17 protein-coding genes and 1 pseudogene are annotated in these 20131 nt (G+C 69.6%); 13 read left to right on the top strand and 5 right to left on the bottom strand.

The genetic code is table 11. The features are described from left to right. Together U9R90_RS23270 and U9R90_RS23265 are read right to left on the bottom strand one after the other, a co-directional pair. The coding region (locus U9R90_RS23270) for an ABC transporter permease subunit (protein WP_411058594.1) at positions 1-1870 on the bottom strand (1870 nt) is incomplete at its 3' end. Positions 1871-1873: 3 nt separating this feature from the next. Beyond that, complete coding sequence (locus U9R90_RS23265) at positions 1874-2353, bottom strand: hypothetical protein (protein WP_411058593.1); 480 nt, start codon at positions 2351-2353, stop codon at positions 1874-1876. Positions 2354-2555: 202 nt separating this feature from the next. On the opposite strand from U9R90_RS23265, the gene U9R90_RS23260 reads away from it, so the two are divergent. The 5 genes from U9R90_RS23260 (at position 2556) to U9R90_RS23240 (ending at position 7722) form a co-directional block, all read left to right on the top strand. Beyond that, a complete protein-coding gene (locus U9R90_RS23260; RefSeq protein WP_411058592.1) occupies positions 2556-3044 on the top strand; it encodes a hypothetical protein in 489 nt (162 codons plus the stop codon). Next, entirely contained in the window at positions 3019-4314 is a 1296-nt protein-coding gene (locus U9R90_RS23255) for an ABC transporter substrate-binding protein (RefSeq protein WP_411058591.1), read from the top strand. The genes U9R90_RS23260 and U9R90_RS23255 overlap by 26 nt, the downstream gene beginning before the upstream one ends. 174 nt (positions 4315-4488) lie before the next feature. Then, positions 4489-5739 carry a glycosyltransferase family 4 protein gene (locus U9R90_RS23250; RefSeq protein WP_411058590.1) on the top strand — a complete coding sequence of 417 codons (1251 nt, stop codon included), beginning with the start codon at positions 4489-4491 and terminating at the stop codon, positions 5737-5739. Beyond that, a complete protein-coding gene (locus U9R90_RS23245) occupies positions 5736-6596 on the top strand; it encodes a hypothetical protein (RefSeq protein WP_411058589.1) in 861 nt (286 codons plus the stop codon). The genes U9R90_RS23250 and U9R90_RS23245 overlap by 4 nt, the downstream gene beginning before the upstream one ends. Before the next feature lie 61 nt (positions 6597-6657). After that, on the top strand, positions 6658-7722 hold the full coding sequence (locus tag U9R90_RS23240) for a helix-turn-helix transcriptional regulator (protein ID WP_411058588.1): 1065 nt from the start codon (positions 6658-6660) through the stop codon (positions 7720-7722). A 46-nt stretch (positions 7723-7768) separates the two neighbouring features. Here the strand turns inward: U9R90_RS23240 and U9R90_RS23235 are convergent. Further along, positions 7769-9220, bottom strand: a pseudogene (locus tag U9R90_RS23235) (cbb3-type cytochrome c oxidase subunit I); the annotation flags it as partial. A 289-nt stretch (positions 9221-9509) separates the two neighbouring features. Here U9R90_RS23235 and U9R90_RS23230 point away from each other — a divergent pair. The 4 genes from U9R90_RS23230 (at position 9510) to U9R90_RS23215 (ending at position 12213) form a co-directional block, all read left to right on the top strand. After that, positions 9510-9905, top strand: a complete 396-nt coding sequence (locus U9R90_RS23230) for a peptidase inhibitor family I36 protein (protein WP_411058587.1) — start codon at positions 9510-9512, stop codon at positions 9903-9905. 83 nt (positions 9906-9988) lie between these two features. Beyond that, positions 9989-10849 (top strand): hypothetical protein, encoded by an 861-nt coding sequence (locus U9R90_RS23225; protein ID WP_411058582.1) that lies wholly within the window; start codon positions 9989-9991, stop codon positions 10847-10849. An 84-nt stretch (positions 10850-10933) separates the two neighbouring features. After that, complete coding sequence (locus U9R90_RS23220) at positions 10934-11896, top strand: ArsR/SmtB family transcription factor (protein ID WP_411058581.1); 963 nt, start codon at positions 10934-10936, stop codon at positions 11894-11896. 101 nt (positions 11897-11997) lie between these two features. Beyond that, the gene (locus tag U9R90_RS23215) at positions 11998-12213 is read left to right on the top strand and encodes a proteinase inhibitor I78 (protein WP_411058580.1); all 216 of its coding nucleotides are present in this window, start codon (positions 11998-12000) and stop codon (positions 12211-12213) included. 121 nt (positions 12214-12334) lie between these two features. Here the strand turns inward: U9R90_RS23215 and U9R90_RS23210 are convergent, their stop codons facing one another. Beyond that, the gene (locus tag U9R90_RS23210) at positions 12335-13345 is read right to left on the bottom strand and encodes a phosphatase PAP2 family protein (protein ID WP_411058579.1); all 1011 of its coding nucleotides are present in this window, start codon (positions 13343-13345) and stop codon (positions 12335-12337) included. 438 nt (positions 13346-13783) lie between these two features. Between U9R90_RS23210 and U9R90_RS23205 the strand changes: the two genes are divergently transcribed. Both U9R90_RS23205 and U9R90_RS23200 read left to right on the top strand, forming a co-directional pair. Further along, positions 13784-15526 (top strand): MFS transporter, encoded by a 1743-nt coding sequence (locus tag U9R90_RS23205; RefSeq protein WP_411058578.1) that lies wholly within the window; start codon positions 13784-13786, stop codon positions 15524-15526. Positions 15527-15799: 273 nt separating this feature from the next. Beyond that, on the top strand, positions 15800-17005 hold the full coding sequence (locus U9R90_RS23200; protein WP_411058586.1) for an acyl-CoA dehydrogenase family protein: 1206 nt from the start codon (positions 15800-15802) through the stop codon (positions 17003-17005). Positions 17006-17038: 33 nt separating this feature from the next. Here the strand turns inward: U9R90_RS23200 and U9R90_RS23195 are convergent, their stop codons facing one another. Then, on the bottom strand, positions 17039-17494 hold the full coding sequence (locus U9R90_RS23195) for a cell division protein SepF (protein ID WP_411058585.1): 456 nt from the start codon (positions 17492-17494) through the stop codon (positions 17039-17041). A 276-nt stretch (positions 17495-17770) separates the two neighbouring features. Between U9R90_RS23195 and U9R90_RS23190 the strand changes: the two genes are divergently transcribed. Together U9R90_RS23190 and U9R90_RS23185 are read left to right on the top strand one after the other, a co-directional pair. After that, positions 17771-19000 (top strand): DUF5685 family protein, encoded by a 1230-nt coding sequence (locus U9R90_RS23190; protein ID WP_411058584.1) that lies wholly within the window; start codon positions 17771-17773, stop codon positions 18998-19000. A gap of 206 nt (positions 19001-19206) precedes the next feature. Next, positions 19207-20115, top strand: coding sequence for a S1 family peptidase (locus U9R90_RS23185; RefSeq protein WP_411058583.1), 909 nt, complete (start codon positions 19207-19209; stop codon positions 20113-20115). Positions 20116-20131: the final 16 nt, after the last annotated feature.

The following is a 20131-nucleotide window of genomic DNA, read 5'->3' as shown; positions in this document are numbered from 1 at the left end:
CTCCCGCCACCGCCACCGCCAGCCGCGCGCGCACCCTGCCCCCCAGCGGCGTCAGCCGGGCCGCGCTCTGCGCACGGAGGCGCAAGCGGGTCAGGGTGGAGCGGACGGCGTCGTACGGGCCGCCAGGGAAGCGGCCGATCAGGACGGCCAGGATGCCGATGACCGCCGCCGCGACACCGCCCCGCGTGCCCGCGTCCAGGCCGACGAGCAGGGCGGCCGCGGCCAGCGCGCCGATCAGCGAGTCCGAGCCCAGGACCACGATCGCCGCGAACCAGAGCAGGCCGCGCACCGGATCGAACGCCGCCGGGTCGAAGGCCCGCACCCCCATGCCGAGCATCCCGCCGCCCAGCGCGGCCAGCGCGGCGCCCACCACGAAGGCGGCCAGCTTCAGGGCCGGGACCGGCACGCCCGCCGCCGACGCCCCCGACTCGTGGTCCCGCATCGCCGCCAGCGCACGGCCCGTGCGCCCCCGGCGCAGCGCCGTCACCACCAGCAGCGCCCCGGCCAGCAGAGCCAGTTCGAGTACGTAGTAGACCCGGTCACCGGCGAAGCCCGCAGGGCGGTCAAGGCCGAGCCCGGACGTCGCGTACGGCTGGGCGAAGACGAAGCGGCTCACCCCCACCCCGACCGCGAAGGTTGCCAGCGCCAGCGCCAGGCCGTGGCGGCTGATCGCGGGCCATCCGGTGAGCAGCCCGAGCGGCGCCACAAGGAGCACGGCGACTCCCAGCGCGACCAGCAGCGGCAGCGCGGGCAGCCCCGGGAACCGGCCCGCCGCGAGCAGCGCCGTGAACAGGGCCCCCAGACCCGCGTACGCCGCCTGGCCCAGCGAGATCTGGCCACCCCGCCCGGTGACCACGACCAGGGACAGCAGGATCACCGCGAGCGCCGGGACCTGCACCGACGTATGCAGGTCGGACCCCGCGAAGCCCAGCGGGAGCAGGAAGAGCACGCCCGCCACTATCCACGCGCCCGGTGGGGTCCGTACCCGCGCCGTCGCCGTGCGCGGCAGCGCGTCGCGGCCGCCCACGCCGGGCAGCACGAGCGCCGAGACCAGCAGCGCCACCACGAACAGGTTGGCGCCCACGGCCTGCAGCAGCGGCTCGCCCCACCCCGACGGGTGCAGCCGGGTCAGCTGGCTCTGCACGATGCCGATCCCCAGCGCGATCGCCACGGCGATCGGCAGACTGCGCATCCCGGCGCCCACCGCGACCGCCACCACCTCCATCACCAGCAGCGGCAGGCCGTACGGGTCCAGGCGTACGTACGGTGCGAGCAGTACGCCCGTCAGACCCGCGGTGAACGAGCCGAACGCCCAGCCCGCCGCCGCCACCCGGTCCGCGTCGATCCCGCCCAGTACGGCGAGCCGGCGGTTGTCGACCACGGCCCGCAGCTCACCCCCGAACCGGGTCCAGCGGGTCACCGCCCACACCCCGACCGCCAGCGCGAGCACCGCCGCCAGCTGCCCCCACGGCTCCGCCCCGAGCAGCTCCGGAGCGTCCGCCCGCGCCCCCTGTCCCCACAACAGCGCGGCCCCGCCGACCAGCAGCACGAAGACGCCGATCGAGGCCACCAGGGTCTGCGCCGGGTCGCTGCCGAGCACCGACAGCGGACGGAACACCGCGCGCTCCAGCACAAGACCGATGCCCGGCGCGACCACCAGCAGGGTGAGCGACGCCGCGAGCCACAGCGGCCAGCCCCACTCGACCGTGAGCTGGCGCAGCAGATAGGCGCACACCATCGCGACCGCGCCGTGCGCGAAGTTGAGCACCCCGGTCGCGCGGTAGGTGACGATCAGTCCGATGCCGGTGAGCGCGGCTGCACTGCCGACCGCGAGACCCGCCAGGGTGAGGTCATACGTCAACGACCCCACCGGTCAGGACTCCGTGGCCGGTGTCCCGGCCTCCGGTTCGCAGATCGGGCAGGGGCCGAGTCCGGAGCCCCCGGCGCTCACCGGCACCGCCTCCGGCTTCCCCGCGACCAGCGGGCAGTCCGCGCGGTGCCACAAGGTGCCACCGGGCACGGCGCGCAGCTCCTCGCTGGTGGCCACGGGCTCCGCCACCAGCTCCTGGGCCGGCGCGGTGTTCGCGGCCCCGGCCGTCACCAGCAGCCGGTACAGCTCCTCGACACGCGCCGCCGCGAGCTGGTTGCGGCCCCCCACCAGCAGCACCGCGCCCGCGATGAGCAGCGCCGCACCCGGCACCGTGCACGAGGCCAGATACGGCATCTGCCGCTCCGCGAAGCGCTCGCCCGAAACCCCGTACCAGCCGATCACGCAGAGCACGGCGCCGGTCGCGGCGGCGGCCCAGCCGGCCCAGAGCAGGGGGTGCACAGTACGCAGTCGAGCGGTCCGCATCCGGGGACTCCCTGGGGATATGGGTGCGCGTCTGTTCATGTCAGCCGATCGCTTGCACTATGCCTTCTGCAAGCTGACCCTGAAAGCACCGGGCGATCCCGGCCCGGTCTGACACCCGGTGGTGAGCCAGATGGTCCGCGGGAGTAGCCCCAGGCGGGGCAGGTCAGGGATTGCGGCGTGGGCGGCAGCCGCGGTCCTGGTAGTGGGAGGGGCCGCCACAGCGTGCGGGGACAGTGACGACGGAGGAACCGACACACCGCCGCCCGAGCCTACGGCGGACGAGACCACGAGCGCGCCCCAGGATCCGACACCGACCGACGCGGACGCCCCGGCGGACCCGGTGGCGGCCGAGAAGGAGGTCAGGGCGAACTGGGAGAAGTTCTTCGACCCGGAGGTGAAGCTGGCGGACAAGGAGGCCGTGCTGGAGAACGGCCCCGAGATGCGCGAGGTACTGCGGTCCTTCAGCGGTGACGAGCGTGGGCAGCAGGTGACCGCGAAGGTCACCGAGGTGGACTTCACCTCGGACAAGGAGGCCGATGTGACGTACTCGCTCGAGTTGTCCGGGGCCACGGTGATGCCCGACGCCTCGGGGACCTCGGTGAACCAGGACGACACCTGGAAGGTGTCCGTCAAGACACTCTGTGCGCTGGTGCAGCTGAGCGGCAATGCGTCGCCGGCTCCTGGCTGCTGAGGCCGTCGCCGCGGGCCTGCTGGTCCTGCTGAGTACGGCCTGCGGCAGCCGCCTCCCGGAGAGCGACTTCGAAGGGGGCCGGGGTACAGGTCCCGCGCCCCCGGCGGGCGCGGAGCCGATCCGCGTCGGCATCATCGCCAGCGCCACCAGCCCGGTCGGCGGCCAGGCCTTCACCGGGCCCAGGGACGGCGCCCAGGCCTACTTCGCGCGGCTCAACGCGCGCGGCGGCATCGACGGCCGCAAGGTCGAGGTGCGCACCTGCGACGACGGCGGCAGTGGCGTCGGCAACAACGAGTGCGTGCACAAGCTGGTCGACGAGCAGAAGGTGGTCGCCCTGGTCGGCACCACGGTCCTGGACTACGCGGGCGCTCCGCGGGTCTCCGCCGCGGGTGTGCCGGACATCGGGGGCCAGCCGATCGGACCCGCGTACGACACCTATCCGCACCTGTACTCGATCTACGGCAGCCGGGCGCCGCGCGAGGGCGGCAAACCGGGCTGGAACGGCAAGCAGTACGGCGGCACCGAGGTCTACCGCTACTTCAAGCGCGAGCACGGAGCCAAGACGGCCGCGGTCGTCTCGTACAACCAGTCGGCGTCGGCCGCGTACGCCCGGCTGATCACCCGCGGACTGAAGGCGGAGGGCTACAAGGTGGTCACCCAGCAGGTGGACTTCGCGCTGCCCAACTTCCGTGCGGTGGCGGCCGATCTGAAGCAGCAGGGCGCTGACCTCGTCTTCGACGCCATGGACACCCACGGCAACGCCCAGCTGTGCCGGGCGATGGACGCCGTGGGCGCGAACGTCACAGCCAAGGTCACCAACGCGCAGAACTGGACGTCCACGGTCGCCGACGACTACAAGGACGCGCCGCGCTGCCGCAACAACCTGTGGGTGACCGGGTCGAGCCGCAACCACGACGACGAGAAGCACCCCGCGGTACGGGAGTTCCGCGAGGCGACGAAGGGCGCCGAGACGCGCTCCCAGTGGCAGTTGGAGGGCTGGGCGGCCGCCATGTGGTTCACGGACGCCGCCCGGTCCTGTGGCGCGGACGTCACGCGGGCGTGCGTGGACCGGTTCATGGAGCGCGCCGAGCCGTACAGCGCGCGCGGACTGCTGGTCCCGGTGGTCTTCGAGCAGCGGCCCGAGCCGCCCAGGACCCTGCGGACCTGTCTGTCGGTGGCACGCTGGAAGGACGGGCAGGGCTGGGTCACCCAGGGCGGCGACATGAACGACAACTGCTTCGAGGTGCCGCAACTGTTCTACGAGCCCTGATGCGCGAAACGGCATATCCGTTCCATAAAACGGCTATCAATCGGACAACCGTTCCAAAACAAGTTGATGTTGATGGCCAACCCGCGGCCAACCATCGGAGCAGAACCCGGGTCTCACCATGCGGTAGGCGGACGAGCAGCATGATCCGCAGGAAAGCGTGGGATAGGGGGACGCATGCATATCTCTTTCCTGATTCACAATGCGTACGGAATCGGGGGGACGATCCGGACGACCTGCAATCTCGCCAACACACTGGCCGAGCAGCACGACGTGGAGGTCGTGTCGGTGTTCCGGCACCGCGACGAGCCGGTCTTCGGCTTCGACCCGCAGGTCCGGATGCGACATCTGGTCGACATCCGTGAAGGCAGTACGGGCTACGAGGGGGACAGCCCCGAGTACCGCAGCCCGGCGCGGGTCTTCCCGCACGCCGAAGGCCGCTACGGGCAGTACAACGCCCTCACCGACCGACGCATCGCCGACCACCTCGCGACCGCCGAGGCAGATGTCGTCATCGGTACCAGGCCGGGACTCAATGTGCACCTGGCCCGGCAGACCCGGCGCGGCCCGCTGCGGGTCGGCCAGGAACACCTCACTCTCGACAGCCACTCCAAGGCGCTGCGCACCCAACTCCGCGGTGTGTACCCGCGCCTTGACGCGCTCACCACCACCACCGAGGCCGACGCCCGGGCCTACCGCGGCACGATGCGGCTGCCCGGCGTACGCGTCGAGGCGGTGCCCAACTCCGTGCCCCGGCCCGCCGTCACGCCCGCCGACGGCACCGGCAAGTGGGTCGTCGCGGCCGGCCGGCTGGCCCCGGTCAAGCGGTACGACCTGCTGATCAGGGCCTTCGACCGGGTGCGCAGCGAGCGCCCGGACTGGCGGCTGAGGATCTACGGCGGCGGCAAGCAGAAGGCGCGGCTGCGCGCCCTGATCGACGAACTGGGCCTGTACAACCACGTGTTCCTGATGGGCCCGGCCCACCCCATCGACCCGGAGTGGGCCAAGGGCTCGATCGCCGCGGTCACCTCCAGCCTGGAGTCCTTCGGCATGACCATCGTCGAGGCGATGCGCTGCGGCCTGCCCGTGGTCTCCACCGACTGCCCGCACGGGCCGGGCGAGATCATCGAGAACGGCGTCGACGGACGGCTGGTGCCCGTCGGCGATGTGGACGCCATCGCCGACGGCCTGCTTGAGCTGATCAACAACGACGCGCTGCGCGAGCGGATGGCGCACGCGGCGCTCCAGGACTCCGAGCGCTTCGACCCCGCCCGGATCGCCGAGCGCTACGAGTCGCTCTTCACGGACCTGAGCCGACGCACCACCGCCGTCGGCCGAATACGCGGCTCGCTGCACCGCACCCGCGGCACGCTGCTCGGCAGCGCCTACACCGCGCGCGCCGCGCTGCACAAGGGCCGTACGACATGACCGCACTGCTCCGCACACCCGCTGCGGACACCCCGAAGGACGCACCCGTGCCGCTCAGCACCGACTGTGTCGCCGACTCCGCCGGCGGCCTCACCTTCGACCTGGCCGACCCCGGAGCCAAGGGCGCCGCCCATCTGCTGCTGCGGCTGCGGGAGACGGAAACCGACCCCGACACCGACGACGCCGCCGACGAGGTGCGACTCCCGCTCACCCCGGCGGGCGACGGACGGCTGCGGGCCGTACTGCCCAGCAGCGTCGGGCTGCCAGAGGGCCGGTGGGACGCGTACGCCGAGTACGGCGGGAGCGCCCCGCGGCGCCTGGTGCCCGGGCTCAACGATCTGCGGTCGTTGGTCGACCGGGTTCCCACGGGCGCCCGCGGCCATGTCGCGGTCCGCATCCCGTACGTCACCAAGTACGGCAACCTCACGGTGCGCGCCTGGCATCGCGCCCCGCACGCCGAGGCGGGCGAACTGCTCCTCGGTGACGCGGAACTGACCGTGCGCGGCCGGGTCTTCGGCATCGCGCCCACCGACGGCGCGTACGTCGAGGCGCGCAACCGCCGGTGGCCCGCGCTGGTGCACCGGACGGAAGTGACCACCCAGGGCGCCGACTTCACCTGCACGGTGGCGTACAAGGCACTGGTCGAGGGGCCAGGCTCCTGGGACCTGTGGCTGAGCCCGGCGGGCGCTGCGGGGCCCGAGGTGCGGATCGCCCGGCTTCTGGACGACGTGGCCGACAAGAAGCCGATCTTCACGTATCCCGTGACGCGCCTGGACACCGAGGGCGGGCCGGTCGAGGCCGGGCCGTACTACACGGTCGACAACGACCTGTCGGTGCGGGTCGGGGCGGCGGACTGAGCGCGGGACGCACCCCCCTTGCGGACCGTGGCTGTCCGCAAGGGCTGGCAGACTCGGCCGCATGTTGGAGACATCGGCACGACTGCTGCGCCTGCTCTCACTGCTGCAGGCCCACCGCGAATGGTCGGGCGCCGACCTGGCGGACCGGCTGCGCGTCACGCCGCGCACCGTACGCCGGGACGTCGACCGGCTGCGGGAGCTCGGCTATCCGGTGCACGCGAGCCCCGGCACCGGTGGTGGCTACCAGCTGGGAGTGGGCGCCGAGATGCCGCCGCTGCTCCTGGACGACGACGAGGCCGTCGCGGTGGCGGTCGGACTGCGCACGGCCGCGGGGCAGGGCATCGAGGGCATCGGCGAGACCTCGGTACGCGCCCTGACCAAGCTGGAACAGGTGCTGCCGAACCGGCTGCGCCGACGGGTCGGCGCGCTCAACGCCTTCACCGTGCCGATACTCCGCGGGCCCGCGCCCTCCACAGTCGAGCCGGAGGTGCTCACCGAGCTGGCGTACGCCTGCCGCGACAGTGAGCGGCTCCGCTTCGAGTACCGCGACCACACCGGCACCGGCACCCGCCGTACCGTCGAGCCGCACCGCCTGGTGTGCACCGAGCGCCGCTGGTACCTCGTCGCCTGGGACCTGGACCGCGGCGACTGGCGTACGTTCCGGGCGGACCGGATCACGCCCAGACCGCCGCACGGGCCGCGCTTCGCCCCGCGTCCGGCTCCGGCCGACGACCTCGCGGCCTATGTGTCAAAGGGCGTGTCGACGGGCGCGTACGCCACGCAGGCGGTGGTCCGGCTCCTTGTGCCGCTGGCCGAGGCGGCGCAGCGGATCTCGCCGTCGGCCGGCACGCTGGAGGCCGAGGGCGAGGACAGCTGCCTGCTGCGGACCGGGGCGGCGAGCCTGGACGTGATGGTGGTGCATGTGACGCTGATGGGCCTGGAGTTCGAGGTCGTCGAACCCGCGGAGCTCACCGACCACATCAGGGCCGCTCGGGATCTGATGTCCCGGGCTCTGGAGCGGGGAGCGCGGAGGGAGCGGGAGAGCGGGGACGGCCCGGCTGCGCGGCGTACTCCGGGTGATGCAGATCGAACGCGGGAGACTCGGAGCGGATCCGGGGCAGCGTGACGAAGTTGTGCCGCGGCGGCGGACACGAGGTCGCCCACTCCAGCGACCTGCCGTACCCCCAGGGGTCGTCGACGTCGACCCGCTCGCCGTACTTGGCGGTCTTCCAGAGGTTGTAGAGGAACGGCAGCGTCGACAGGCCGAGCAGGAACGCGCCGATCGTCGAGACGGTGTTGAGCACGGTGAACCCGTCCGCGTCCAGATAGTCCGCGTACCGCCGCGGCATGCCCTCGGCGCCCAGCCAGTGCTGCACCAGGAACGTGGTGTGGAAGCCGACGAAGAGCGTCCAGAACTGGATCCTGCCGAGCCGCTCGTCCAGCAGCTTGCCGGTGAACTTGGGCCACCAGAAGTAGAACCCGGCGAACATCGCGAAGACCACGGTGCCGAAGACCACGTAGTGGAAGTGCGCCACCACGAAGTACGAGTCGGTGACATGGAAGTCCATCGGCGGCGAGGCCAGGATCACCCCGGTCAGCCCGCCGAACAGGAAGGACACCAGGAAGCCGATGGACCACAGCATCGGTGTCTCGAAGGACAGCGAGCCTCTGAGCATCGTGCCCGTCCAGTTGAAGAACTTCACCCCGGTCGGGACCGCGATCAGGAAGGACATGAAGGAGAAGAACGGCAGCAGCACCGCCCCGGTGGCGAACATGTGGTGCGCCCAGACCACGATCGACAGCCCGGTGATGGCCATCGTGGCGCCGACCAGCATCACATAGCCGAAGATCGGCTTCCGGGAGAACACCGGGAGGATCTCACTGATGATGCCGAAGAACGGCAGAGCGATGATGTAGACCTCGGGATGGCCGAAGAACCAGAACAGGTGTTGCCACAGCAGCGCGCCGCCGTTCTCCGAGGCGAAGATCTGCGAGCCGAGCCGCCGGTCCGACTCGAGCACCAGCAGCGCGGCCGCCAGCACCGGGAACGCGACCAGCACGAGGATCGAGGTGAAGAGCACGTTCCAGGTGAAGACCGGCATCCGGAACATCGTCATGCCGGGGGCCCGCATCCCGATGATGGTGGTCATGAAGTTGACCGAACCGAGGATCGTGCCGAACCCGGACAGCGCCAGGCCCATGATCCACAGGTCGGCGCCGATCCCCGGGGAGCGTTCCAGGCTGTTCAGCGGCGAGTAGGCGAACCAGCCGAAGTCGGCCGGACCGCTCGGCACCAGCAGCGAGCCGAGCACCATCAGCCCGCCGAACAGGAACAGCCAGTACGCGAGCATGTTCAGCCGCGGGAAGGCCACATCGGGCGAGCCGATCTGCAGCGGCATGATCGCGTTGGCGAAGCCCGCGAAGGTCGGGGTGGCGAAGAGCAGCAGCATGATCGTGCCGTGCAGCGTGAACATCTGGTTGAACTCGGTGTTGCTGAGCAGCTGCATGCCGGGGCGGGCGAGCTCGGCCCGCATCAGCAGGGCCATCAACCCGGCGATCATGAAGAAGGCGAACGACGTGACCAGGTAGAGGTACCCGATCTTCTTGTGATCGGTGGTGGTCATCCAGTCGACGATCACCGGCCGGGGCCGTTGCCGCATGCCTTCCGGTCGAGCCTCCGCCTGAGCGGTCTCCGTCCCCATCACTGCTCCTCGCTTGCCACGGCATGGGCCCCGAACGCATCCGCCATGATGCTCGCCGTACACCCGACTCCGACAGAGGGCGCTCCGAGGATGACGAGATCACCATCCCTTCGAGACTCCTCGAATCGTGATCACTTCAGTACCAACGGCTGTTTGAATCCTGTCTGTCGCCGGGCTGGTTTTGGCCAGGTGGGACGCCAACAACGGAGGAATGAATCTCGTGAAGCGCAAGATTGCTGTGGCCTTTGGTGTCATGTCGATGGCAGCTGCGGGGCTGGTCGGTTCCGTTTCGACCGCCGGGGCCGCTCCTGCGGGCGACGTCGGGATCCAGGCAGCCAAGTTCCACGTCTTCAAGCACGACAACTTCAAGGGCGCGCACGCATCCCTCTCGAAGACCGACAAGGACCTCAGGAACAACACCTGGGCCGGCGGAACGGTCCACAACGGCACCAGTTCGGTACAGAACCAGACCACCAAGACCGTGGTTCTGTGGGACCGCCCCGGCAGCTGCAGCGGCGCGAAGTACAACTCGAAGCCCAAGAGCGAGGACAAGGACCTGTCCAACAACGGGTTCGACAACAAGGCGAGCTGCGCGATCTTCAAGTAGGCAGACCTCAGGTGGTGTGGTGCCCGACGCGTGGCGGGCACCACACCACCTGCTTTTTTGCTCGCTGACGAGGGGAGAGGGATGTGTCGATGCGACCAAGAGCGGCGTGGCTGTTTCTGGCACTTGCGGCTGCCGGCTGTTCCACGGCGTCGGATGCCTCCAAGCCGCCGGCGCAGGTAAGTGTTCCGCTGGCGAATGACGTGGCGAAGAGGCTGATCCTCCCGTTCGACGAATACATTCTTTCCACTTACGAAGTGCACACCGTGGAATCCGCCGAAGATGTCCTGGTGCGCGACTGTATGAGGGATCAGCGTAAGCAGTGGTCATACCTTCCCAGGCCTTCCCGTCGCGTACTCGATCCGCCGAACCGACGACGCTACGGAGTGATCGAATCAGGAGTGGCCGATCGGTTTGGCTACCATCTGCCGCCGGAAAGGCCAGAGGTATCGCGCCGTAGTGACGCCTGGGACGCGAGGTCCAAGCTACCTCGTGATGTGCAGCTCGCTGCATACGGAGCGGACGGTGTCAGCGGGTGCTGGGAGGGAGCGCATGAGTCGTTGCTCCGTAACGTCCCCACCGTGGACGACTCCTTGCTGAACAAATGGATCAAGAAGGATTTTGACAAAGCCATGCGCCATCCTGACGTCGTCCGCGCGCTGGGGAAGTGGAGCAGGTGCATGAAGGAAGAGGGATTCGCATACCCTGACCCGCTGAGTGCGGCTGAGGATCCTGCGTGGTCAAAGACGGACCGGCCGTCCCGCAGGGAACTGTCGGTGGCCAAGGCTGACGTCCAGTGCAAAACGAAGGTGAATCTTGTTTCCGCCTGGTCGCGCGTGGAAACCACGCTGCAGCGAGAGGCAATTCGTCGTCACCCGGATCATTTCAATAAACTCAAGCTGGTGAAGGAGCGGCACCTCGATGCCGCCCGAAAGATACTCGGTTGACATCCCCAGCAGCACATGTTTCGATCGTCGTCGACGGCACGCTCAATGGCTTGACCACCCATAAGCGAGGTCTTGATGATTCGTATGCACCTCACCGCGGAAGTCATGGCGGCCACTCGGTTCGCTATTTCACCGCTCCTGCACACTTTACTCGTACTGAGTCCGGAAAACAGGGGGATCAGAGGGTTTGGACTTGAACGGCTCAATGTTGGTGGAGCTCTCGCGGCGCAGGAACTCCACCTACTTTCCTCCCTGCGTCAGCGCGTGTCGACCTGCTCTCCGCTCGTTCCCGTGAATCCAGATCCGCATATCGAGTGCGAACTGCAGCGTATGTGTGAGGCGCCGACGGAATGGGTTGCCCGTGAAGTCGAAGCACTTCAGGCGCGTGGTCCGGTAGCTGCCGATCTGGCAGGTCTTACGCAGGGGGGCGGGAAACCCTTCGTGCAGCGGCTGTCTGCTGAGCTGAAGGCCTTTTGGGGGCGGAACCTGGCGCCGTTATGGCCTATGGCCGAGGCGCGCGTCGAGGCAGACGTGAAGCACCGTTCCAGCGTCATCGGTAAGCTGGGGCTCGGCGCCGCACTCGAATCACTGCACCCGTCCATCAGATATTGCAAGAACGTCTTAATCTTCGAAGGCGGGCAGAATTTCGATATGTCGAAAGTCGGGCGAGTCACGCTCTGCCCCACTGTTGCCACAAGCCGAGTAAGCGTCAGCATAGATCCATGGGATCCGCAGGAAGCGATGGTCGTGTACCCCGCCTTCCGTCGGGCTCACCCTGGTGACAGGGCTCGCACCGGCGGAGGCTCTCTTGAAGGAGTGATCGGCTATTCCAGGTCGCTACTCCTGACCCACCTGGGCATTCCCCGTACGACCACCGAACTCGCCGATCAGCATCATATGAGCCCGTCCACCGTCTCCTATCATCTGGCCAAGCTCCACCGAATAGGCCTGCTGAAGCGGACCCGCGTCGGCAAATCCGTCTACTATCAGCGCGTTCGGTCGACTGACGCAGTCGATTCACTCAGTGGGGTGAAGGAGCTCTGTTGAGCAGGTGTCGACATCCTGTGACGCGAGTGTGACGTTGCCGGGGTGCGGGTGCCCGACGGCCGTCCCTTTCGTCTGGCGCACCGCCCGCCTACGGTGAGGGCATGGCACCCATACCGACCCCTCCCACAGCACCCCAGGACGTTCCCGAGGCGTACGTCGGCCTAGCTGCCGCCGACGCCGAGCGGCGGGCCCGCACACGCGGCTGGAGCGTTGTCAGGGCGGTGCCGCCGGGGGCGTTCATCACCATGGAGTTCCTCGAAGGGCGCATCAACTTCGAGGTCAGCGACGACATCGTGACCCGCTGCTGGCAGGGCTGAAGAGGCCTGTCGAGCCCCGCACCCTGCCGACATGGCCGAGGCCCCGGTTCCTGATGCGGAACCGGGGCCTTCGCGTGACGGGCAGGGTGGTGCGTACCTGGCCTGGCGGTTCTGTGGGGGATCAGCCGCCTGCCACCGGGTGGGTGGGCGTCGCACGCGCCACCCGCTCCGCCTGCGGCGGCCTGCGGCTGCCGGCCTGTGTGGCCGGCGCCCGCTCCGAGCGCACCGCGTGGGCGTGCTGCGTCAGGTGGGTCGTGTGCCGGTAGGTGCGTACAGTCGCCACAGGCTCGTGGGCCAGTGTCGAGTCGCCGGCTCCGGGGCGCTGCGGGACCAGCGCGGGGGCGCAGACCGGGGCGGGTGCCCTGCCTGCGGCACGCTGTGCGCGCACGCGGTCGCGCAAGCGGAAGATGGCTGCCTCGGTGCGGTCGATCAGCGGCTCGAACCACGGGAGCGTCAACAGGATCAGCACGCCCGCTGCCCAGCCGAGGAGCACATCGCTCAACCAGTGGGTACCGAGATAGACCGTGGTCAGGCCCACCCCGAGCGCGACCACCGCGGAGACCGCCGACAGGTAGCGGCGGGTCAGGGGAGTGGATGCGAGGTAGGCGAGAATGCCCCACGTCACGACTGCGTTGGCGGTGTGGCCCGAAGGAAATATATCGCCGGTCTGCCACATCTCGTTCGAGCCGATGGTGGTCGCGTAGTGCGGGCCGAGCCGGCCCATGCTCAGCTTGGCGGCGCCCACGGTGACGTTCAGCAGCAGCAGCGAGACGCCGAGCACCAGCAGCGGGCGGAGCGTGTGCTGCCGCCAGGAGCGCCACAGCAGCCAGGCGGCGACCATCACCGCGGTCGGGCCGCGCTGGCCGAGCACGACGAAGTAGTCGAGGGAGGCGTGCAGCTCGGGCCACTGCTGGTAGGGCCGCAGGAACATGATCTGCCAGTCGAGCCGGACCAGCCACGAGGTGTTGATCACGGCCACGATGGTGAGCACGTAGAAGACCAGGGTCGAGCCCAGGAGCACGATCCTGTGCGGGCTCATTCTCGGGACGACGAGGTCGGTCGGCCGTTCCGGCTCACGGTCGAGCCGGGCGAAGACCCGGTCCAGACGGGTGAGGTTTCGTTCGGTACGCACTCAATCGACGTTACAGCGGGCTACTGATGAGTCCGGTCGAAGCAGTGGTTTTGTGATGACGATGTGATGTGGGATTGCTCTCAGCGGTGAGCGATAATGCTGCGCTCCCACAATGTGGAGGGCCCTTGGTGCCTAATTCATATGGTCGCTAATAACTGTCATTCGGACTGCCTTTCTCATGCATTCACCTCGGCTCTGTGTGGAGTTTTCCGGGCTCGCGGCGGCCCGCGGGATGTCCCTTGTGTGGCGTATGCCACACTTCGTCGCTCTCTTGTGTGAGAGGTGCGCCACTCACCCCGGCCGTTCACTCGCGTACTCTGACGCTCGCTCGTGTACTCGGAGGTCTGGCCAGGACCGACACCCCTCAGCGCCGGGCCAGGGCCGCCGCGCCGGCCGGAATCCGAGGAATCCAAGAGGAATCCACTGGGAGGTAGGTATATGTCCGGGACGCCCACGGCCGCTTCGGTGTCGGCTGCTGGTGTTTCCCGAGCCTCCCTCTGCGAGCGGCCGCCTGGTGGCGCCAACCGCTGGGTCGTCCTCGCGGTGCTGTGCGCCAGCCTGCTGCTGGTCGCCATCGACTCGACGGTGCTGCATGTCGCCGTTCCGGCCGTCACCGAGGACCTCAAGCCCGGTGGCATCCAGCTGCTCTGGATCGTCGACGCCTATCCGCTCGTCTGCGCGTCTCTGCTGATCCTCTTCGGCACCCTGGGTGACCGCGTCGGCCGCCGTCGGGTGCTGCTCATCGGGTACGCGCTGTTCGGCCTCGCCTCGGTCATGGCCGCCCTGGCCGACACCCCCACCGTGCTGATCGCGGCCCGTGCCCTGCTCGGCGTCGGCGGTGCGATGATCATGCCCGCGACGCTGTCGATCCTCCGCCAGGTCTTTCCCGACCGGCGGGAACGCGCCGTCGCCATCGGCCTGTGGACCGCGGTCGCCGCCGTGGGTGCCGCCGGGGGGCCGCTGCTCGGCGGACTGCTGCTGGAGCACTTCTGGTGGGGCTCCGTCTTCCTGATCAACATTCCCCTGATGCTCGCCAGCCTGCCCATCGGCCGCTGGCTGCTGCCCGAGTCGACCGGGGACCACGACGGCCCCTGGGACGTGGTGGGCGCCCTGATGGCGGCGGCCGGTCTGTTCGGTGTGGTGCTCGGTGTGAAGCGCGCGGGTGGCGGCGAGGGCATCGTCAGCCCGCTGACCCTGGTGCCGCTGGTGCTCGGCGCGCTGCTGCTGGCCGGGTTCGTCCGCAGGCAGCGGCGGCGCAGGCATCCGCTGGTCGACCTGTCGATGTTCTCCAGGCCCGCGTTCGGCACCTCCGTCAGCTGCATCGTGCTGGCGATGCTTGCCCTGGTCGGCCTGATGCTGGTCGCCGCCCAGTACCTCCAGCTGGTGCTCGGCCTCTCGCCTCTGGAGACCGGACTGCGGATGGTGCCGCTCACGCTGGCCGCCATGGCGGGCGGGCTCGCGGGCTCCACGCTCCTGGAACGCGTCGGCCCGCGCGCGATGGTCTCCGTCGGCTTCTGCCTGACCGCGTCCGCGGTCCTCACGCTCACCCTCCTGGGCCACCAGGACAACCCGCCGCTGCTGCTCGGGGCCTTCGTCGTCCTCGGCTTCGGCCTGCAGACCACACTCTTCGGCGCGTACGAGTCGATGCTCAGCGACGCCCCGCAGGGGCAGGCCGGTGGGGCCGCCGCGATCGGCGAGACCTCCTACCAACTGGGCGGCGGCATAGGCATAGCCCTCCTCGGCAGCGTCATGAACGCGGTGTACGCGCCGGGGCTCTCCTCGGTGCCGGGCGTCCCGGCCGGGGCGAGCGACTCCGCGAGCCATTCGCTGGGGGAGGCGTACGAGGTCGCGGCCGGGCTCGGCGGTGGCGCCGGGGATGTGCTGCGGGCCGCGGCCCGTGACTCCTTTGTGCACGGGATGCGGGTCACCCTGCTGGTCAGCGCGGGGCTGCTGCTGCTCGGCGCGCTCGCGGCGCTGCGGCTGCCGCGCGGTATGGAGTGCGCCGCGCCCGCAGGTGGCGGCAAGGCCGTGGTTCCGGCCCAGGCGCCGAAGCCGGTACTGCCACGGCTCGCGGACAAGGAGCTCGGGCAGGCGGCGGGCGTACCGGTCGTACCGGTGGCGCGGGAACAGCAACAGGAACAACGCGAGCAGGCGCGAGTCGCGGCTGAGTCCCGCAGCTGAGAGCCCCACGCCCCACGCGGGAGCACTCTGGACGTGCGCGACACTGAGCCGTAACGTCGGCGCCACGCACCTAACTACCACTGCTAAGCGGTCTCGGGGAAGTGAGGCACGCCCCCACGCCGCCCGGCACGGCACCTCGCCGCGTTGTCGCAGCACCCGAGTACGCCCAGTACGAGGGCACTGCTCCGCCTTGCGATGCACCGCACCGGACGACGCGGGAACGCACCCCACTTCCCCGAGACCGCTTGGTTTTCCCGCCGTCCGGAGGCCAGCATGTCCGCCACCCGCCCGTCTGACCCGCCCCGCCCACCCGCGTTCGACCCGCACGACCCGCTCGGCGTCGATGACCTGCTCGACCCCGATGACCTGGCGATCCGCGACACGGTGCGCACCTGGGCCGCCGACCGGGTCCTTCCGCACATCGCCGACTGGTACGAGCGCGGCGAGCTGCCCGAGATCCGCGAACTGGCCCGCGAACTGGGCGCCATCGGAGCCCTCGGGATGTCCCTGACCGGCTATGGCTGCGCCGGTGCGAGCGCCGTCCAGTACGGCCTGGCCTGCCTGGAGCTGGAGGCCGCGGACTCCGGCATCCGCTCCCTGGTCTCCGTACAGGGATCCCTCGCCATGTACGCGATCCACCGCTTCGGCTCCGAGGAGCAGAAGCAGCGGTGGCTGCCGGGGATGGCCGCCGGGGAACTGATCGGCTGCTTCGGTCTCACCGAGCCCGACATCGGCTCCGACCCGGCGTCGATGCGTACCTACGCCAAGCGGGACGGCACCGACTGGGTGCTGACCGGCCGCAAGATGTGGATCACCAACGGCTCGGTGGCCTCGGTCGCCGTCGTCTGGGCGCAGACCGACGACGGCATCAGGGGATTCGTCGTGCCGACCGACGCCCCCGGGTTCTCCGCCCCCGAGATCAAGCACAAGTGGTCTCTGCGCGCCTCGGTGACCAGTGAGCTCGTACTCGACGAGGTGCGGCTGCCCGCCGACGCCGTACTGCCCGAGGTCACCGGCCTTCGCGGACCGCTCGGCTGCCTGAGCCACGCCCGCTACGGCATCGTGTGGGGCTCGATGGGCGCGGCCCGCTCGTCCTTCGAGGCCGCGGTCGAGTACTCCAAGACGCGTGAGCAGTTCGGCAGGCCCATCGGCGGCTTCCAGCTCACCCAGGCCAAGCTCGCCGACATGGCGCTTGAGTTGCACAAGGGCATCCTGTTGGCGCACCACCTCGGCCGCCGGATGGACGCGGGCCGACTGCGGCCCGAGCAGATCAGCTTCGGAAAGCTGAACAACGTACGCGAGGCGATCGAGATCTGCCGGACGTCCCGCACGATCCTGGGCGCCAACGGGATCTCACTGGAGTACCCGGTGATGCGCCACGCGACCAACCTGGAGTCGGTGCTCACCTACGAGGGCACCGTCGAAATGCACCAGCTGGTGCTGGGCAAGGCGCTCACCGGTCTCGACGCGTTCCGCTGAGCGGCGCGGCCGAGGCGGCGGCGAACGCCTCGCTCAGCTCTGGTTGAAGAAGCCGTCGCTCGGGCGGCTCTCGCTCTCGCCGTTCACGATCCGGGTGTCGGCGGGAGTGAGCAGGAAGACCCGGTTGGCCACGCGCTCGATCGAGCCGCGCAGCCCGAAGGTCAGTCCGGCCGCGAAGTCCACCACGCGCTTGGCGTCGGCGGGGTCCATGGCCGTGAGGTTCATGATGACCGGGACACCGTCCCGGAAGAGCTCGCCGATGCCGCGCGCGTCCCGGAAGCCGTCCGGCGTGACCGTGCCGATCCGGCGGCCCTTCTCCTCGGCGGCCTCGGTGGCCACCCGTACCCGTGGGTCGGTCACCCAGGCGTTGCCGGGCTCGGGCCCCTCGGCCGAGTCGGCCGAGTCGTCTTCGTATCCGCCGTAGTAACGCTCGTCATCGTTGTCGTCGACGAGGCCAAGCCAGGCACTCGCCTTGCGCACCGATCCCATGGACGCCTCCTCTCGCAGCGGTTCCTGCTGTCCGCACCTCTATGGTCGTCCATGATGCGGATGCAGCGCCAAGTGGATAGTCGCCGCGCGCGGGTTTCGTGACGGTACTGGTGCAGAAGGCACCCCGGTTCTTCAAGGGCCCCGCAGCGTACGGCTGCTGACAGTGAGTGAAATATGATTTGTTTGGCAGACGGGTGACGATGGGCGTGTCACGGCGCACTGGTGTGGCCGATATCATGCGTAGGCGCATGGAGCGGGAGTCACGGGGGAGCGGTCGTGTTCGGAATCGTCAGGCCTTGTAGCCACCGTCTTGGCGAGGGTCTGAAGACCCAGTGGATGGCGCATCTGTGCGGGCTCTGTCTCGCGCTGCGGGGTGATCATGGCCAGTTCGCGCGGGTCGTCACGAACTACGACGGGCTGCTGGTATCGGTTCTGACGGAGGCTCAGGCCGAGCGCGCCACGGGTTGGCGGCGTACCGCGGGGCCTTGTCCGCTGCGCGGTATGCGCAGCGCGTCCGTCGCCCAGGGCGAGGGCGCACGGCTCGCGGCCGCGGTCTCGCTGGTCCTCGCGTCGGCGAAGGTACGCGACCACGTCGCCGACCGCGACGGGCTGTTGGCGCGCCGACCGGTGGCCGCGGCGGCCCGCAGGGTCGCCAGGAGCTGGGACCGGGCCGGGGCGCGCGGAGCTGCCGGGGTCGGGTTCGACACCGCGGTGCTGCTCGACGCGGTCGACCGGCAGAGCGGCATCGAGTCGCTGGCCGGGATAGGCACCCCGCTGCTCACGGTCACCGAGCCCACCGAGACCGCGACCGCCGCGGCCTTCGCGCACACCGCCGTACTGGCCGGGCGCCCGGCCAACGCGGAGCCGCTAGCGGAGGCCGGACGGCTCTTCGGGCGGCTCGCCCATCTGCTGGACGCCGTCGAGGACCAGGACGCCGACGCCGCGTCGGGTGCCTGGAACCCGCTGACCGCGACCGACACCTCACGGGCCGAGGCGCGACGGCTGGCCGACGACGCCCTGCACGGCATCCGGCTGGCGCTGCGGGAGGCCGAGTTCACGGATTCCAGGCTGGCGCATGTGCTCCTGGTGCACGAGCTGCGCCAGTCCGTGGACCGCGCCTTCGGCACGACGACCTGCGCGCACCAGCCGGGTCCTGGTGGTCCGCCGCCTCCGGGCAACCCGTTCGCACCCGGCAATCCGTACGCGCCGGGCCCTGGAGGTCCGTACGCGCCCGGTCCCGGTGGTCCGTACGGCCCACCGCCCGGCCCTCCCGAGCCGCCCCGCCGGGGCCGCGGCCTGCTCGCGGGCTGTCTGGTGTGGGCGGGGCTGGCCTGCACCTGCCAGGTGTGCTGCGGGACGTACGAAGACCCCTGGACGGGGCAGCGGCGTGAGGGACTCTGCAGCAACTGCGATGACTGCTGCGAGTGCTGTGACTGCTGCAGCAACTGCAGCAACTGCGGCGACGGCTGCTGCTCCTGCTGTGACGGCTGTGGGTGCGACTGCTGACCCACTGGCGTCGGGTGGTGGTGCGACCACGGGTACGGACGGCCGAAAGGCGCCCTTGTGCCGTGCGGTGAGCCGCCGAATACTCCCGAACAGTGCTTGTCAGGGGCACAACGCATTCGAAATACCGAACAGTGAACGAGTCCCTGACTGCGCCTCACGGGCCCGCCGTTCAGCGGGCCCCCGATTCCCCTCTGGAGGAACGACAAGTGAGGATCAAGCGCACCACCCCCCGCAGTGGTATAGCCAGACGGACCCGGCTGCTGGCCGTGACCGTCGGTCTGGTGACCGCAGGTGCCCTGGCCGTCCCCGCAGCGCAAGCAGGCGAAGCGAGACCTGACAGCTTCAGCGCGACCCAGCTCACGCAGGCCAGCGACGCGGTGCTCGACGCCGACATCGCCGGCACCGCCTGGAACATCGACCCGAAGACCAACCGCCTGGTGGTGACGGTGGACAGCACCGTCTCCCAGGCCGAACTCAACAAGATCAAGCGCGCGGCAGGCCCCCACGCCGGCGCACTCAAGATCGAGCGCACCCCCGGAAAGTTCACCAAGCTGATATCCGGCGGCGACGCCATCTACGCGAGCAGCTGGCGCTGCTCCCTGGGCTTCAACGTCCGCAGCAGCAGCGGCGCCTACTACTTCCTGACCGCGGGTCACTGCACCGACGGCGCGGGCACCTGGTGGGCCAACTCCGGCCGCAGCACCGTGCTCGGCTCCACGGCGGGATCGAGCTTCCCGGGCAACGACTACGGCATCGTCCGGTACACCAACGGCTCGATCAGCAAGCCGGGCAGCGTCGGTGGCCAGGACATCACCCGGGCGGCCAACCCGTCGGTCGGCCAGTACGTCACCCGCCGCGGCTCCACCACCGGCACCCACAGCGGCCGGGTCACGGGCCTCAACGCCACGGTCAACTACGGCGGCGGCGACGTCGTCTACGGCATGATCCGCACCAGTGTGTGCGCCGAGCCGGGCGACTCCGGTGGCCCGCTCTACTCCGGGAGCACCGCACTCGGTCTCACCTCCGGTGGCAGCGGGAACTGCCGGTCCGGCGGTACGACCTTCTTCCAGCCCGTCACCGAGGCCCTGAACAGGTACGGGGTCAGCGTCTACTGACCGACACACCGAACCG

It is taken from the genome of Streptomyces sp. E11-3, assembly GCF_046540415.1.
In the GTDB taxonomy this organism is placed as follows: domain Bacteria; phylum Actinomycetota; class Actinomycetes; order Streptomycetales; family Streptomycetaceae; genus Streptomyces.
This window is presented reverse-complemented; position numbering and strand designations above follow the sequence as displayed.

Bases quoted from the DNA above. Each gene is read 5' to 3' on its own strand.
- U9R90_RS23265 (WP_411058593.1), bottom strand. From the start codon at position 2,353: ATGCGGACCGCTCGACTGCGTACTGTGCACCCCCTGCTCTGGGCCGGC.
- U9R90_RS23195 (WP_411058585.1), bottom strand. From the start codon at position 17,494: ATGGGATCGGTGCGCAAGGCGAGTGCCTGGCTTGGCCTCGTCGACGAC.
- U9R90_RS23250 (WP_411058590.1), top strand. From the start codon at position 4,489: ATGCATATCTCTTTCCTGATTCACAATGCGTACGGAATCGGGGGGACG.
- U9R90_RS23205 (WP_411058578.1), top strand. From the start codon at position 13,784: ATGTCCGGGACGCCCACGGCCGCTTCGGTGTCGGCTGCTGGTGTTTCC.
- U9R90_RS23230 (WP_411058587.1), top strand. From the start codon at position 9,510: ATGAATCTCGTGAAGCGCAAGATTGCTGTGGCCTTTGGTGTCATGTCG.
- U9R90_RS23200 (WP_411058586.1), top strand. From the start codon at position 15,800: ATGTCCGCCACCCGCCCGTCTGACCCGCCCCGCCCACCCGCGTTCGAC.
- U9R90_RS23220 (WP_411058581.1), top strand. From the start codon at position 10,934: ATGCACCTCACCGCGGAAGTCATGGCGGCCACTCGGTTCGCTATTTCA.
- U9R90_RS23215 (WP_411058580.1), top strand. From the start codon at position 11,998: ATGGCACCCATACCGACCCCTCCCACAGCACCCCAGGACGTTCCCGAG.
- U9R90_RS23240 (WP_411058588.1), top strand. From the start codon at position 6,658: ATGTTGGAGACATCGGCACGACTGCTGCGCCTGCTCTCACTGCTGCAG.
- U9R90_RS23255 (WP_411058591.1), top strand. From the start codon at position 3,019: ATGCGTCGCCGGCTCCTGGCTGCTGAGGCCGTCGCCGCGGGCCTGCTG.
- U9R90_RS23245 (WP_411058589.1), top strand. From the start codon at position 5,736: ATGACCGCACTGCTCCGCACACCCGCTGCGGACACCCCGAAGGACGCA.